General features: G+C 51.4%; 11 protein-coding genes. 7 read left to right on the top strand and 4 right to left on the bottom strand.

From position 1 onward, the window contains the following. Positions 1-120 precede the first annotated feature (120 nt). Both QNH99_RS21775 and QNH99_RS21770 read left to right on the top strand, forming a co-directional pair. Positions 121-1,254 carry an efflux RND transporter periplasmic adaptor subunit gene (locus tag QNH99_RS21775; RefSeq protein ID WP_410517756.1) on the top strand — a complete coding sequence of 378 codons (1,134 nt, stop codon included), beginning with the start codon at positions 121-123 and terminating at the stop codon, positions 1,252-1,254. Next, positions 1,251-4,310, top strand: coding sequence for an efflux RND transporter permease subunit (locus QNH99_RS21770; RefSeq protein ID WP_410517755.1), 3,060 nt, complete (start codon positions 1,251-1,253; stop codon positions 4,308-4,310). The genes QNH99_RS21775 and QNH99_RS21770 overlap by 4 nt, the downstream gene beginning before the upstream one ends. 267 nt (positions 4,311-4,577) lie before the next feature. Here the strand turns inward: QNH99_RS21770 and QNH99_RS21765 are convergent, their stop codons facing one another. Further along, entirely contained in the window at positions 4,578-6,236 is a 1,659-nt protein-coding gene (locus QNH99_RS21765; protein WP_410517754.1) for a methyl-accepting chemotaxis protein, read from the bottom strand. A 372-nt stretch (positions 6,237-6,608) separates the two neighbouring features. Between QNH99_RS21765 and QNH99_RS21760 the strand changes: the two genes are divergently transcribed. After that, positions 6,609-6,956, top strand: coding sequence for a gamma-glutamylcyclotransferase family protein (locus QNH99_RS21760; protein ID WP_410517769.1), 348 nt, complete (start codon positions 6,609-6,611; stop codon positions 6,954-6,956). Between the two features lie 20 nt (positions 6,957-6,976). On the opposite strand, the gene QNH99_RS21755 is transcribed toward QNH99_RS21760, so the two are convergent. Next, a complete protein-coding gene (locus QNH99_RS21755; protein WP_410517753.1) occupies positions 6,977-7,882 on the bottom strand; it encodes a DMT family transporter in 906 nt (301 codons plus the stop codon). Positions 7,883-8,050: 168 nt separating this feature from the next. Between QNH99_RS21755 and QNH99_RS21750 the strand changes: the two genes are divergently transcribed. The 4 genes from QNH99_RS21750 to QNH99_RS21735 all read left to right on the top strand — a co-directional run bounded on the left by QNH99_RS21750 (position 8,051) and on the right by QNH99_RS21735 (position 11,066). After that, positions 8,051-8,935, top strand: coding sequence for a helix-turn-helix domain-containing protein (locus QNH99_RS21750; protein WP_410516533.1), 885 nt, complete (start codon positions 8,051-8,053; stop codon positions 8,933-8,935). 683 nt (positions 8,936-9,618) lie between these two features. Beyond that, a complete protein-coding gene (gene mgtR, locus QNH99_RS21745) occupies positions 9,619-9,732 on the top strand; it encodes a protein MgtR (protein WP_218995490.1) in 114 nt (37 codons plus the stop codon). Positions 9,733-9,741: 9 nt separating this feature from the next. Then, positions 9,742-9,828 (top strand): magnesium transporter protection protein MgtU, encoded by an 87-nt coding sequence (mgtU, locus tag QNH99_RS21740; RefSeq protein ID WP_367303063.1) that lies wholly within the window; start codon positions 9,742-9,744, stop codon positions 9,826-9,828. A 203-nt stretch (positions 9,829-10,031) separates the two neighbouring features. Beyond that, positions 10,032-11,066 carry an alpha/beta hydrolase gene (locus QNH99_RS21735; protein ID WP_096011615.1) on the top strand — a complete coding sequence of 345 codons (1,035 nt, stop codon included), beginning with the start codon at positions 10,032-10,034 and terminating at the stop codon, positions 11,064-11,066. 46 nt (positions 11,067-11,112) lie between these two features. Here QNH99_RS21735 and QNH99_RS21730 read toward each other — a convergent pair whose 3' ends face one another. Together QNH99_RS21730 and QNH99_RS21725 are read right to left on the bottom strand one after the other, a co-directional pair. Further along, a complete protein-coding gene (locus QNH99_RS21730; protein WP_410517752.1) occupies positions 11,113-12,585 on the bottom strand; it encodes a mannitol dehydrogenase family protein in 1,473 nt (490 codons plus the stop codon). Between the two features lie 1,460 nt (positions 12,586-14,045). Beyond that, the gene (locus QNH99_RS21725) at positions 14,046-15,296 is read right to left on the bottom strand and encodes an aromatic amino acid transporter (protein WP_410517751.1); all 1,251 of its coding nucleotides are present in this window, start codon (positions 15,294-15,296) and stop codon (positions 14,046-14,048) included. Positions 15,297-15,306 lie beyond the last annotated feature (10 nt).

Genomic DNA, 15,306 nt, shown 5'->3' with positions numbered 1-15,306 from the left:
GCCTGTCAGCCAACCTGGTCAGGCATTTTTTGCTCACCTTGACCATTTCTTGATGATCCATAAAAGGTTTCTGGACATAACCCACGTTAAATGAGCCTGTCTTATTTAAGGAATCCGGTTATGACAGATTTTTTTCCTTCTTTTGCTCGTCAGGCACTGCGTCACCTCGCCATCTTTGATTACGTTGTACCGTCACTGTTCGTGATGGTGGGCATGTTGGTGCTTGCAGGCTGTAAAGACGAAAAGCCTGCTCAGGGCGAAACACTACGACCTGTTCGGACCGTAACGGTGCCGCCGTTTTCCTCGGGGGGCCTGATGACGCAGACGGGCGAAATCCGGGCGCATGAGGAGATAGCCTTAGCCTTCCGGCTGGATGGCCGCGTGATTGCCCGAGCCGTCGATATTGGTCAGCACGTTAACGCAGGCCAGGTACTTGCCACGTTAGAGAATAATGCCGCCCAAAATCAGCTCAGCAGTGCCACTGCCGACCTCAACAGCGCACGCGCATCAGAACACGTTGCCGCTCTCACACTCCGCCGTATGCAACTGCTCATGCCGGGCGGTGCCATTTCTCGTGCGCAGTTAGATAGCGCACAAGGCGACTGGCAGGCCGCAGTCGCCCGTCGCCAGAGCAGTGAGGCCGCACTTAAAAACGCGCGCGATAATCTGGCCTGGACACAGCTTACTGCGCCAGGGGCCGGCGTGATTACGGCGGTGAATGTTCAACCCGGGCAGGTCGTCAGTGCCGCCCAGACGGTGATGACGCTGGCCGCTGACGGCGATCGCGATGCCGTTTTTGACCTTGCCGAACCTACACTCTCTGAAAGTGCAACAACCACGCCAGTTAAGATTGCGCTGTTATCAAACCCCGCCATAACGGCAGAGGGCCGTTTTCGCGATATCAGCCCGCAGGCCGATTCGCAAACACGCACCTGGCGGCTCCGCGTTATGCTGACCGATCCGCCCGCTGCGATGGCACTGGGCTCGACCGTTTTGGGCGTTTTCTCTGGAAAAGCCGACCAGGTGATTGCCCTGCCAGCCAGTGCACTGACGCGGGACGGGGATCGCCCCGCCGTACTCGTGGTGAACCCGCAAAACCAACAGATTCAGGTCAGGCCCGTTACGCTGGCACGCTTTGACGCACAGCAGATCTATCTCAGTGCCGGGGTTCAACCCGGTGAGCGCGTGGTTACCGCAGGTGTAAAAACGCTGTTGCCGGGTGAACGCGTTCAGCTTGAGGAGAGCGAAAAATGAGGTCGGACAGTAATCGGAACGGCTTTAATCTGTCCGCCTGGGCATTAGCTCACCAGCAGTTGGTCATTTTCTTTATGCTGTTGGTGATGACGACCGGCGTACTCAGTTACATCGATCTGCCCCGTAATGAAGATCCGGCCTTTACCATTAAAACCGCAGTGGTGTCCGCCCAATGGCCTGGCGCTTCGGTCGAGGACACCATGCAACTGGTCACCGATACGCTGGAAAAGAAACTTCAGGAAACGCCTTCGCTGGATTTTATTGAAAGTGAAACGCGCGCCGGAAAGTCGGTGATATTTGTCAATCTGCGCGATGATACGCCACCGGCACAGGTGCCGACTATCTGGTATCAAATCCGTAAAAAAATGCAGGATATTGCCCCGTCCCTTCCGCGAGGGGTTCAGGGCCCCAGTGTTAATGATGAATTTGGTGATACGTTTGGCACGATTTATGGTTTTACCGCCGACGGATTTAGCCCGCGTGAACTGCGTGATAAGGTCGACGAGATTCGTCGTAGCCTGATGGATGTGCCCGATACGGGCAAAATCACCCTACTGGGTGAACAGGAAGAACAGATCGTTGTCGCCTTTTCGCCCAGGCAACTGGACGGCATGGGCCTTAATCTTCAGCAGGTGAGCGATGCCATAACCGCTCAGAACGCAGTGGCACCTGCTGGGGAAATACGCACCGATAAAGAGAATATCGCGCTTCGCGTCAGTGGTGCGCTGACGACGGTGGAAAGCCTTAAGGCCGTTACCCTGCGTATTGGGCAGCGTTTTATCCCGCTGTCGAGTATCGCGACAATCACACTCCAGCCTGCGCAGCCGCCGTCTTCCACCTTCCGTGTTAACGGCGAACCGGCGATTGGCCTTGCCGTCTCCATGTCCCATGCGGGCAATATGCTCAGGTTTGGTCAGGCGCTCAATCAACGGATGACGGTTATTGCCGGCCAGCTACCCCATGGCATCAATATGATAAAGATCGCCGATCAATCCACGGTGGTGAAAACGGCTGTCAGTGGGTTTGTCCGGGTGCTGGCGGAAGCGGTCATTATTGTGCTGGCGATATCATTCTTCTCGCTGGGTTTTCGTGCCGGGCTGGTGGTTGCGGCCGCGATTCCGCTGGTGCTGGCCATGACGTTTGTCGGGATGACATTTGCAGGGATTGGCTTACAACGTATTTCGCTGGGCGCGTTGATTATTGCGCTCGGGTTGCTGGTGGATGATGCCATGATCACGGTGGAAACCATGGTTTCGCGCGTTGAAGCCGGAGACAGCAAATGGCAGGCGGCAACCTATGCATTTAAAACCACTGCCTTTCCTATGCTAACCGGCACACTGGTGATGATTGCCGGTTTTATTCCTGTGGGATTTGCGGCGTCCAGTGCGGGTGAATATTGTTACTCACTCTTTGCAGTCGTCCTCATTTCCCTGCTCTGTTCCTGGGTGGTCGCTATCCTGTTTTCGCCCGTTACGGGCACCTGGCTGCTGACCGAGGGTGCCGGCGTAAAGCATAAACAACCGGGACGGATGGCACGGCTTTATCACCGCCTGCTTGATCAGGCGTTACGTTATCGCTGGGCAACCGTAATAAGCGCCCTGCTGCTGCTAGGAATGGGCGTGTTCGGGACGACGCTGATGCAGGGCGAATTCTTCCCCGCGTCCGACCGTCCAGAGCTGCTGGTGAACCTGACGCTGCCGGCTAATGCCTCTCAGACCGAAACGGCGCGGCGCACCGGGCAGCTAGAAAGCGTGATGCGCCGCGATAGCGATATCGATCATTTCTCCAGCTATATCGGTTCTGGTGCCGTGCGCTTTTATTTGCCGATGGAAGTCCTGCTGGATAATGAAAACACGGCACAGCTGGTAGTGGTGGCGAAGAACCTTGAAGCGCGAGACAGAGTGCGGCGTAAGCTCGAACGCATTCTGGCGCGTGATTTTAGTGATGTGACGTCGCGCGTCTCGCCCCTTGAACTGGGCCCGCCAGTTGGCTGGCCGCTCAAGTACCGTGTCACCGGCCCCGATTACAGCAACGTTCGTCACATCGCGGAAACGCTGGCCGCCCAGATCTCACGCTCGCCGGATACACGTGAAGTGAACATGACCGCAGGCGAGCCAGAACGGGTCATCAAGGTTGATGTGAACCAAACGGCAGCGCGTGCGGTCGGTGTCTCTTCGGAAAGCATAGCTTCGATGCTCAATACTGTGATGTCTGGCAGTACAGTAACCACCATCCGCGACCATAACCGGCTCATTGATGTGGTGTTAAGGGGAGACGATCGCGAGCGGCAAGATACCGACATTTTGCACGGCCTGATGCTGAATACGGCCTCCGGGCAGAAAATTCCCCTTGGGCAAGTCGCGACATTAAAATGGCAACTTGACGATCCGGTTATCTGGCGGCGTCAGCGCTTGCCTTACATCACGGTGCAAACCGATATTGCCCCCACGCAACGCGCTGAAACGGTATCAGACCAGTTAAGGCCCGCCCTGGATGCATTTCGTGCATCCTTACCTGCTGGCTATAACATTGAAGAAGGCGGTACCGTTGCAGAATCGGACAAGGGAAACAGCTCCGTCTTTGCCGTGTTGCCGGTGACGCTGTGTTTTATGCTTATCCTGTTGATGTTGCAGTTAAAACGCTTTTCCAGAATGCTGCTGGCGCTGTTGATGGCCCCTTTTGGCTTACCCGGCATTGTTATTGCCATGCTGCCGAGCGGTACGCCAATGGGATTCGTTGCGCTGCTGGGGATCATTGCGCTGGCCGGCATGATTATCCGCAACGCGGTGATAATGATCAGTGAGGTGGACAGTAACACCCAGGCAGGCATGGCACATAATGAGGCTATCCGCAGTGCCGCTATCCATCGCGCCCGTCCCATATTGCTGACGGCCTGTGCGGCGATATTCGGTATGTTGCCCATTTCTCAGCAGGTGTTCTGGGGGCCGATGGCGTACGCCATTATTGGCGGTCTGGTTACCGGAACGCTGGTCACCTTAACGCTGCTGCCTGCCACGCTCAGTCTGGTGATGGAACGGGAAAAAACGCGGTTCTGAATGCGTCCCGTCAGCGGGAAGAAAGAGGATCGATAAACGGGTGATGTTCATCTGTCACCCGCCCAGCGCAACAGAGATGCTGTCTGTAACAAATTTACCGATAACCGGCATTCAGCAGACGATCTGACTGTTATGCGGCTGGCCCGTCGAAATAGCGCCCGACAGCACCCTCCGCTGACGACTGGGTTAATAAAAAAAGCGCTGTATTACTACAGCGCTTTCTCTAATCAACAAGATCCTAAACGGGTCAGATTTTTACATAACGCCTTAAAAACTTTCCCAGTTGACCTTATCTACGTTTATTGCTTTTAAATCTGGCCTTTTCAAGGCGAGTGACGGCTGGCTCACCGGTGCGCTGATCGATGCAGGGGCATGCGCGACACTGTCATTCACTTTAAAAGTAGAAACCAGTCTCGACAGGGTTTCTGCCTGCTCCTGCAACGATTTAGACGCTGAGGATGCTTCTTCGACCAAAGAGGCGTTTTGCTGCGTCACTTCATCCATCTGCCCGATAGCCAGATGGACCTGTTCAATGCCTTTACTCTGTTCGGCCGTAGCGGCAGCAATTTCATTCACTAAGTCGGCAACCTGCTGAATAGCATTGCTGACATTATCTGAGTTACTGCCCACGCTCGTTGCCTGCTCCAGCCCCTGCTCTACCTGTGAAACGGATGCGGTAATAAGCTCTTTGATTTCGCGAGCCGCAGAGGAAGAACGTTGTGCCAGATTACGAACTTCTGAGGCGACAACCGCGAACCCGCGACCATGCTCACCGGCGCGTGCAGCTTCCACGGCGGCGTTAAGTGCCAGAATATTGGTCTGGAAAGCAATGCCTTCGATCAGGCCGGTAATTTCCGAGATTTTTGCAGAACTGCCACGAATTTCGCCCATGGTTGTCAGCATCTGACTGACTGCGCCACCATTTTGTTTAGACATGGTGTTAGCATTATTCGCCAGGTTGCTGGCCTGTACGGCACCTTCCGCATTTTGACGCACGGTATCGCTCAGCGTCGCCATGCTTACCGATGTTTCTTCCAGCGATGCCGCCTGTTGCTCGGTGCGCGATGACAAATCTTCATTGCCTGCGGCGATTTGTGTGGAACCTGTACTGACGGACTGCGCAGCATGATTGACTGACAACAGCGTGGTGGAAACACGTTTAAGCAGATCGTTAAACGCTATCGCTGTCTGCCCAATTTCATCATTCCTTAGTACCGGTGCTAAATTTGTCAGATCAAGATTACTGCTGACCGTCGCCATCGTATCTTTTATGCTGGACAGGCTTCTTTTAATACCCAGAATAATGCTGACTGAAAATACACCGAGTAATAAAATAACCAGTACAGATGCGCTGGTCATTGCCCAGATGGTCTGAGAATAAACATGATTATTTTCAGCCCTTAACGCATCACCAATTTGAATGTTCAGATCGATTTGTTTAGTGAAGTCAGATTCCATTTTGCGTGCTGCGGCACCAATGCCGTTGTCGCTCTGAAGCAGTTCAAGAGAAAGCGCATTATTATGGCTACGTGAAGCCGCAAGAAATGCGGGTAAAGCGCTACGAACGGCGTCAAGATTACGCAGTGCCTGAACCGTCATGGCCTTATCTTCATCGCTGGAAATATCATTCGCCATATAATAATCAGTTAACGATTTGATATTATCAAGGATACCGTTTATTTTTTCTTCGGCTGCCGTCTGTTTTGTACCGTCGGCCATTGTCTGGTGTCGATATAATGCAAGACCCAGTTGGTTAGTTGCGCTAATGGATTTATTCAGATCTTTAATGCTGGGTATCGCATTAACCTGAACATATTCAAAACGAGACTGGAAGCCAGATATTACCGATAATGAAACAGCAACAAGCGCACATAGTGATAATGCCAGCAACGAAAATGCCAGCACTAAACGCTGTGTAATAGTCATAAAAAAACCCCTGGATGTTTAATAAAAGATTCGTTATCGCAATACAGTCTTATCGGCACAGCGCAAAGCAGCTTTACCTGTTAATTTCAGATATATTTCGGTTCCGAAACTTGAAAAATACCAAATAAGCGCTACGCGTTAAATTGTGGTTAAAATAATTAGGTCTACTTTGTTAAACTTTTGGGTTTGATTCGCGCTTTTTGTTCTGTTGCCCCTGAGCGTTCAGCCATGAGGTGTTTTATGACGCTCCTGGCTCCGGGCTCCGGGCTGGCTTGTCAGTGAGAATAAGCCGGCGCGGAGCCAGCAGTTTATCCATAATGACAGAGACATCCGGTCAGAGTAAGGTGACTCTTTTTTATGACAGAGATGACTATGGAAACGTTGTTTGTTTACGGCACCTTATGTCCGGGCCGCAGCAATGCGCCTATCCTGGAGGGCATTGGCGGTATGTGGCAGACTGGCTTTGTCAGCGGTTTTTACTTTCCTGAAGGACGAGGCGCCGCTGCGGGCTTTCCCGGTATCGTCGTGGATGATCAGGCTCCGCGGGTTAATGGGTTTCTTTTCTCTTCTGACAACCTGAGCTTACACTGGCCAATGCTGGATGAGTTTGAGGCAGGTTATGATCGCATCAGGGTTGAAACGTTCCGTGAAAACGGTGACAGCGTCACCGCATGGATTTACCAGCTTCAACCGCAGAGCGTTCCGTCAAGCGCTCAATAAGCGATCTGTCTGAGGCCAGGCTAAACCGTATCCGTCACGGTTCTCGGTTTCAGCCAGTGCAACGGGCGGGCAAACATCACCAGGTTACCACCTAAAATAAGCAGCAATCCGGCCACGTTGTGACTTTGCCACTGGTAACCTTCATACATTGTTGACAAGGTGAGTGCGACCAGCGGAAACATCAGCGTTGTGTAGGCTGCTTTTGCGGCACCCGTGCGTCTGACCAGGGTAAAATAAGCCCAAAACGCAATGACCGATCCGCATACAGACAGATAAAGCAGCGCACTCAGATAATGTAATGTCCACAGCGGCGAGAAATTCACGCCACGCGCCCAGGCGATGCCGCCCATCACGATGGCACCGTACAGCATGGCCCAGGCATTGGTGGTCATCGTTTCCAGTTGCCTGCGCTGGTGCCGCAGGCTAATCATATTCCCCAAAGAAAAACCAAAGGTGCCAAGCGCCGACAGGCCGATTCCTGTCCACAATCCTTTGTTCCAGCCGCTGACGTCCAGATCTTGCCAAAACAATACGATCATGCCGGTTAATCCCAGGGTGACGGCAAACCAGAAACGCGGTTGGGGGCGCTGCCCGAAAAAGAGGTAACTATTGACTGCGTTATAGAGCACCGCCATGGAAAAAATCACGGATTCTAAACCGGTATTGATATAGCCCGCTGCCGTGTAGAAGCACCAAAAATTAAAGCAAAACACACAGCATCCCTGTAGAAGGCAGAACAGATGATCGCGAAGTGACAAGGCACGTAGACGGCCCACTATTTTCAGCAGTGACAGGAGTAAGAGGCTGGCGATAGCAAAACGCCAGAACACAGAAACGGTGACATCCACCGGCCCCTGCTGCATAAAAATAGCGATCCAGGTGGTTCCCCAGATAGCCACCACCACCGCGTAAAGTAATGCGTTCATGCGTTTTCCTTTGAGCGAGAGAGGAAACAGTGTGTCGGATTTTCCGGGCGGAGGCTTTCATGGCCTTGCGAGTGACTTGCAAAATCTTGCGCATTTAATGGAACAAATCTGGCTACCGGCCTGAACTCGCCTTAGACTGAGCCTCTGTTCATCTGGCGGAAAAGAGTTATGTCTCGCGTTTACGACACGTTTGAAACGCTGCGTCAAAAAAAGGCCGTGCTGCGCGAATCGGTCATGCTCAATTCCGGCATCAGATTGGCGGCATGGCACAACAAGCAAGACCGGGTCACCGTAAACAGTAATCATCACACGTTAAGCCTTTATGTGGCGGATGGTTACGAGAGCTATCACAAAACGGCGAGCGGATGGCGCAACGGTGGCGGGCCTGATAAATTCTGTCTGATGCCCCAGCAGAGTGAATCCAGCTGGGATGTGCGTAATGACCTCACCTTTGTGCATCTTTATTGCACCGATGAACACTTACGCGAGGTCGGCGAGAAAGTGTGGGATCGCAATCCGTTGTCGATTACGCTGGATGAGAAAATATTTTCCAGCGATCCTAAAATCACCGCCTTGTATCGTCAGTTCTTACTCAGCTGTGACTGGCAACAGCCTGCGAATCAGTTAATGCTGAGCACGGCCAGCACCCTGCTGTTAACCCACCTCATCCAGCATTATTCCAGCGTGCAGTGGCGGCTCCCGACAGTAACCGGCGGGCTGGCGCCCTATGTCTTGCGCAATACGTTGGCATTTATTGATGAGCATCTGGCGTTGCCGCTGACGCTTGATACGTTGGCCACGCAGGCAAACCTGAGTGAATACCATTTTGCCCGCATGTTTCGTCAGTCGCTGGGCGTTGCGCCGCATCAGTACGTTATGCAACGCCGCATGGAAAACGCACAACAGATGGTGCGATCAACCTCGCTGCCGTTAACCCAGATAGCGCTGGATAATGGTTTCAGTTCCTTAAGCCACTTCAGTAATCGTTTTAAGCAGGTCACGGGCTTCACACCTTCGCAAGTGCGCATGGACAATGGCGGGAGTAGGTCCTGAATCACGCGATGCGGCAAAAGACGTCGGGAAATAACAGGCTGCTGATTCGCTAACATTACAACTGAGTAACCTAAACCAATCCTCACTCACCCGCCGTTCCTGCCTTTACTCAACCTGCATCCTGATTATACTGAGCGCGGATTCATTCAGGCATCGTGGCATCTGTATGATTATCCCGATGAGCTAACGCTTTCATGGCGGTGTTGCTTACCGGAAACGCCAGCGGCAGTTCACCTGGCGATAATTGCCCTTCGGGTCAGTCAGCCATCCATAAGACGATGAGGACCAGGGTCATGTTACTGTTCAAAAACGCGCTATTCCCTCCCCCCGACTGGCATGTGCCAGCGCTGTAAAACGCCCGCTTTCTGTAGCAGCAATGCTTGCGTCGGTAACAAGGCTAAACCGGCTACTGTCGCAGATTTTTAGTGGAAAGCGTGCTGGTAAGCCTCAGGCCAAACCTTGCACACGAAGGTGATTTACAGCAAATCGTCAGCCAGACATGTTCATCCTTTGATGGAACATTGATAAAGAACCGTTCAGACGCGCGCATGATAAAGATTATCCTGCCTGCCGTTGAAATATGAGGTTAAGGGTAGCTGCATTTCGCTATGAATTAGCGGGGCAAGACCTCACCGCGTGATATCAGTTTTCCACATTGAATGCTGTGATTAATCGTCATCCTGATGACAAGGAAGCCCCTTATGAATCGTTCACCTGAAAACGCGATTGCGTTAATTTTTCTTTTAATCGGCCTCACCGTCATGGTGCTGGGTATTTGGCAAATTCTGATGCAGTGAGGTAGCGCTATGCGTAAATTTACGCTCGACCAGATTTTTATTCAGGTGGTTGCTATCGCGGTCGTCATTATCCTGCTCACCATCGTGATTCGTTAATTCATGCGTGGCCAGACAATACCCACATCTGGCCATTTCCACATCACACAGTAACCGCCGCCCAAAAACACCTGCTTTTATAATCTCGCTCAACTCATCCTTGCCATTTCTGCATTACCGTCTGACGGCTGATAATGACAGCGTCAACAGCCTTTTATATTTCGCAACACCTGGCTTTTCTCTTAACTTAACCGGGAATAATTATGAATCTATGCCACAATTTTTTAATGGGTGGACTGGCAGCGATAATGACGATGGGAGGTGCAATGGCGACAGAACATCATGATCTGACGGGTTACCGTGAGGGCGCAAAGGTGATTCAGGTAAAACCCGTACGTAACCAGATCGATTCCCTCAACGGCGTCGTCTATTCACAAGTCACCACTCTGCGATCGGTCAGGCAGCTGCATATGTCGCTTCTGGTGCCACGGACGCAGGCGTTAAAGCCCGCTATCATTTATTTTCCGGGCGGCGGTTTTACCAGTGCCGATCACGATAAGTTTATTCAGATGCGTATGGCGCTGGCAGAGTCCGGTTTTGTTGTGGCGGCCGCAGAGTATCGGGTCGTACCTGATACCTTCCCGGCGCCGGTGGTGGATGGTAAAGCGGCGGTCCGCTACCTGCGACAGCATGCTGAGGATTACGGTATTGACCCTGAACGCATTGGTGTTTTAGGCGATTCGGCAGGCGGTTGGCTGGCACAGATGCTTGGCACCACCCAGGGGGAAACGTCATTCGATCGCGGCGATTTCACCGATAAATCCTCTGATGTCCAGGCGGTCGCAACCTTATACGGTATATCCGATCTCCTGAATATTGGCGAAGGGTACGCCGATGACATTCAAAAGGTTCATCAGTCTCCCGCCGTGACCGAGGCGCTACTGGTGCATGGCGCGGCTTTCCGTGACTTTGCTGGCGCAAGTATCATGGACGATACGACTAAAGCACGTCACGCCAGCCCGATGGGGCATTTGAGTAACCCTAAACCGCCCTTCCTGATTATGCACGGTGATAACGATTCGCTGGTATCGCCCCATCAAAGTGCACAGTTATTTGATGCCCTTAAAAAGGCGGGCGAGAAGGTAGACTACGTCGTCGTAAAAGGTGCAGAGCATGGTGACCTGGTTTGGTATCAGCCTGCCGTGATCGATGAGGTTGTGAACTGGTTTACCCGTGAACTCAAGCCAGAAACTGGCGCAGTAACTGATACATCTACCGATCCGAACAGCACGCTTTGACGCACATGCAAGCCACTCAACGTGGCCTGCCTGGCAGAGGGGCAATTTAGCCTGAACAACGCTGCGTAACCGACATGGCTACCGCCTCTTTCGCCCCTTTATCCAGCAGAAGCAGATAGGCAGCGGTTATCTGCTTCACAAAGTACGCATTATTTGGCAGCGCCTCACCAAAAATGGCGTCCAGATTTAATAACGCTTTGACTCTCGGCTCGCCTTCGGCACTGGATTCGACGGCCGCTTTTAAAACCGGCAGGAGCGGATCGCTCACGTCAATGGCTTTTCCCTGCTCATCGACGCCTGAGACATAGCGTATCCAACCAGCAATTCCCAGGGCAAGCAGGTCAAAATCACTTTCGTTCCTGAGATGCCAGCGAACGGAGTCAAGCCAGCGCTGAGGCAGTTTTTGGCTACCGTCCATGGCAATCTGCCAGGTGCGGTGCTTCAGGGCGTGATTATCATAGCGCTCAATCAGCAGGTCAGCGTAACGGGCAAGATCAACGCCCTGCACGTTTAGCGTGGGTGCCTGTTCTTCCAGCATCAATGTCCGGGCCGCAAGACGAAAATGTTGATCTTGCATACAGTCACAAATGTGTTCATAGCCTGCCAGATAACCCAAATACGCCAGAAATGAATGACTGCCGTTCAGCATACGTAACTTCATTTCTTCATAAGGCACAACGTCCTTAACTAATTCTGCCCCGGCCTTTTCCCACGCCGGCCGGCCTGCCACAAAGTTATCCTCTATTACCCACTGCCTGAAGGGCTCACAGGCTACCGCCACCGGATCCTCAGCCCCGATCACCTGCGCGATTTTTTGCAAACTTTCCTGTGTCACCGCGGGCACAATACGATCCACCATAGTGGAAGGAAACGTGACGTGCTGTTCGATCCAGCTTGCCAGTTCGGGCGCTCTTTTCCGGGCATAGGCGCAAACCACGTTGTTGATCACCCGACCATTTTCAGGAATGTTATCGCAGGACATGACGCTGAATGCAGGCAGTCCCGCCGCTCTGCGACGGGCCAACGCCTCGACGATGATGCCGGGTGCGGAAAGCGGTTGATGGGGCTGCTGTAAATCAGACAGGATGAGAGGATGATCAAACATCAATTCACCGCTAGCAGGCGAATGGCAGTAGCCTTTTTCGGTGATGGTTAACGACACAATGGCGATCTGTGGCTGACACATCGCGTCAAGTACGGCTTCAATGCCATCAACCTGCGCGTGCAGTGCTTGCCTGACGACGCCCACAACCCTTCCTGTCCATGCATTCGTGGACATCTCCGCCACGGTATAAAGAAAGTCCTGACGCTTAAGGTCGGCAATCTGCTGTTCTCCCCCTATCAAATTGACTTCGATATAGCCCCAGTCGCTACCCTGTTCGGCAGCAAGGATATCCGCATAGACGGCCTGGTGAGCACGGTGGAAGGCACCACATCCGAGATGCACGATTCGCGGAACCAGTTTATGACGATCCCATTGGGGAACGGTGGCATTAGCACGGCGTAATTTATTTGGCATTGTAATCTCTCTGTTAATTAATAATTTGAACTGGATTAATTGCTGGTTATTTTTCTGTTGAATAGATGTGTAATTTTCTGATTTAGCAACATAGTTAACATTCGTTATTATTAAAGTTAATGGAATGTGTTAAATAAGTCATTCAGGAGCGGCATGGGAAGTGCGTTGATATGATCCCAGCCATAACCTGGACCATAATAATTACCGCCTCAACGCATGCGCCCACTACCATACCAGATGCAACGAATAAATGGTTATATGCGCCGAACAAATTGAGGTCACACCTTTCGCATCGTTTTTATCAATCAGGATAAGTTAACAGGGCTAAATGATGGGTTAAGCTGACCCTATTCAGGCGATTACATGAATATTTACTTTTTAGCAGGAGGCGCTTTTCGATCACCCTTTGTCGGTCGGGTAAATCCTTTCAGAGTAAGACGCATTCTGCCCAGGGAAGTTAACAGATGATAAAATACAGCCGCAATTGGCGAAGAGGACACATTAAATTAACATTGCGTCTGAGAACGCTGATTCAGGGACAAGCCGTGCATTAGAATGTTAATTACTTACTCCGCTAAATTATTAACTTCATATTGTTAAATTTTTATAGCATGGATGTATGTCACATTTTTTAATTTTATTGTTTTTTTGAGACATCAATAGCATCAGGTAGCACTGATTCCTCAATGCGTCGTCGGGTTACAACGCATAATTTTACTTGTGTTCATGACATCCATGAACCCAGGAGGACATCATGTGGAAATTGAATTCAGTAATTGATATGCAAGGGACAAACCCTTACCTCGTATTTGTCAATAACGCGGGGGATACCCGGCTCCTACCCTGTAAAGATATTAGTCCCACTTCCTTAAGAACCATGAATTTTTATGAACTCGAAAATTTCCTTTACGCTGAACAGGTAAAAAATAAAAATAAGGCAGTAAAACTATCGACATTATCCTGACCTTTTCTGGCCCTCTGATTTCTTTGTCTGAGGGCATTTTTTGTTACAGCCCCTGGTTCAACGGCGCTAACCTGGCATGTCGATGCGGTGGTGAAGAGATGAGTTTCTGGAGATTCAGGCAAGATTCCTTGCAACGTCGTTGATACAGCCGCAAAGTGTCACGCACTCACCCTGCTATCTGTTATCGCAATTCTGTCGATGACGCTGTTTACGCTTTAGCCGCCGACGCAGTCTGAGCTTTCTCAGCACCCTCACCCTGAGCTTACGCCAAACGGTAACTGAGATGAGTGGCTGCTGAAGACTGAGCAGTGTCAAAAACATCGCGTTAACGTCCTCTCGTTGCCGTTTGTCACCCCTCATCCGGCAAAGGGCAGCAGATTAAACGGACCGCGTTCGCGGTACAGGGTGACGATAAAATCCCCCTCGCACGCCTGTTTGGCATCCATGACCGGCTAAGACTTTGCCCGGCCAGGCGCCTGTTTCCCGCACGTCTTACTTAGCCAAACGAAGGTAGCCATCGCAAGACATCAAGGATGACCGTCAGGTAGACGAGGCTGCCTGCGGCTATCACCAGATTAAGAACCAGGTTATTACAGGGCGCTGTATAGGCTGCGGTTGGAAAACGCTTGCGGGCCGCTTTGACCAGGAAAGGGGGAAGGATGACACTCCAGATGGTAAATGCCAGCCCGGCATAGCCAATTGCGCGTATAAAGCCATCAGGCAGGAAGAAACAAACGGCCGCAGGAGGCAAGTAAGTGACCAGTGCGGTCTTTAACCTGCCTGGACGGTCGTCAGAAAAATGAAACAGATCGGCAATATAATCGAAAAGTCCAAGCGTTGCGGCTAACAATGAACTGGCTACGGCAAAGTTACCAAAGAAGGTGAGAATAATATCCATATACTGATGGGTAAATAACCCACTCAGGGCGTCCACGAAGACGTCAATATTTCCCCCTTTAGCAATAATGGGTGGAAAGTCGGCGCGACGGATATTTCCCATTGTGACGGCTAACCAGAACAGATAAAGCAGCAGTGCGAAAGCGGAGCCGATAAAAATCGAACGCGTGATATTCTTAACGCCTTGTGTGCCATATAACTTCACCAGGCTAGGTACGTTACCGTGGAAACCGTAAGAAATAATACAGAAAGGCAGGGTCATTAAGACATAAGGCAGGTATTGCGTATCAGGCAGCGCCAGCGCGGGACTGTCGATCAGTTTGGCCCCGTCGACATGCCATACCAGACCGGAAAAAGTAGCAAAAAACGCCAGAAACTTACCGATAATGAGCACCGTTGTGATACGACCGACTAAAAGCGAACTGTACCAGGCGATGCCCCCGACCAGCAGACTAACGATAACCACCGATAACCGGGCAGGAAGATGAAAATCGCTATATTTTTCCACTGTCTGGGACAGGACGGCAGAGGAGCCAGAAATATAAGCATAAGTTAAAATATATAATACAAACCCGAATGCAATACCGACGACCCCATTCCATTTATGACCTAATAAGTCCTTGGTGAAGGTGTTAAAACTCGCGCCACCACCATAATGGAGGTTAACCTCGACCAGCATTAAACCGGTTAACAGCATTATTACCGCCACAACGATTAAAATAACCGATGCTCCCGGAAACCATACGCCAGCCATAGCAACAGGAAGAGAGAACATTCCTCCACCGATAACGGTGGCAATGATAAGCATTGTTCCACTGAGCAAACCGGGTGTTGTTTTATTAATATCCATGAAAAAATGC

It is taken from the genome of Pantoea allii (genome assembly GCF_046529425.1).
Lineage (GTDB): Bacteria > Pseudomonadota > Gammaproteobacteria > Enterobacterales > Enterobacteriaceae > Pantoea > Pantoea allii.
The sequence above is the reverse complement of the archived record's forward strand: the minus strand, read 5'-3'. Positions and strand labels throughout refer to the sequence as shown.

Coding starts and splice junctions, on each gene's coding strand:
- QNH99_RS21775 (WP_410517756.1), top strand. CDS start 121: ATGACAGATTTTTTTCCTTCTTTTGCTCGTCAGGCACTGCGTCACCTC.
- QNH99_RS21770 (WP_410517755.1), top strand. CDS start 1,251: ATGAGGTCGGACAGTAATCGGAACGGCTTTAATCTGTCCGCCTGGGCA.
- QNH99_RS21765 (WP_410517754.1), bottom strand. CDS start 6,236: ATGACTATTACACAGCGTTTAGTGCTGGCATTTTCGTTGCTGGCATTA.
- QNH99_RS21760 (WP_410517769.1), top strand. CDS start 6,609: ATGGAAACGTTGTTTGTTTACGGCACCTTATGTCCGGGCCGCAGCAAT.
- QNH99_RS21755 (WP_410517753.1), bottom strand. CDS start 7,882: ATGAACGCATTACTTTACGCGGTGGTGGTGGCTATCTGGGGAACCACC.
- QNH99_RS21750 (WP_410516533.1), top strand. CDS start 8,051: ATGTCTCGCGTTTACGACACGTTTGAAACGCTGCGTCAAAAAAAGGCC.
- mgtR (WP_218995490.1), top strand. CDS start 9,619: ATGACAAGGAAGCCCCTTATGAATCGTTCACCTGAAAACGCGATTGCG.
- mgtU (WP_367303063.1), top strand. CDS start 9,742: ATGCGTAAATTTACGCTCGACCAGATTTTTATTCAGGTGGTTGCTATC.
- QNH99_RS21735 (WP_096011615.1), top strand. CDS start 10,032: ATGAATCTATGCCACAATTTTTTAATGGGTGGACTGGCAGCGATAATG.
- QNH99_RS21730 (WP_410517752.1), bottom strand. CDS start 12,585: ATGCCAAATAAATTACGCCGTGCTAATGCCACCGTTCCCCAATGGGAT.
- QNH99_RS21725 (WP_410517751.1), bottom strand. CDS start 15,296: ATGGATATTAATAAAACAACACCCGGTTTGCTCAGTGGAACAATGCTT.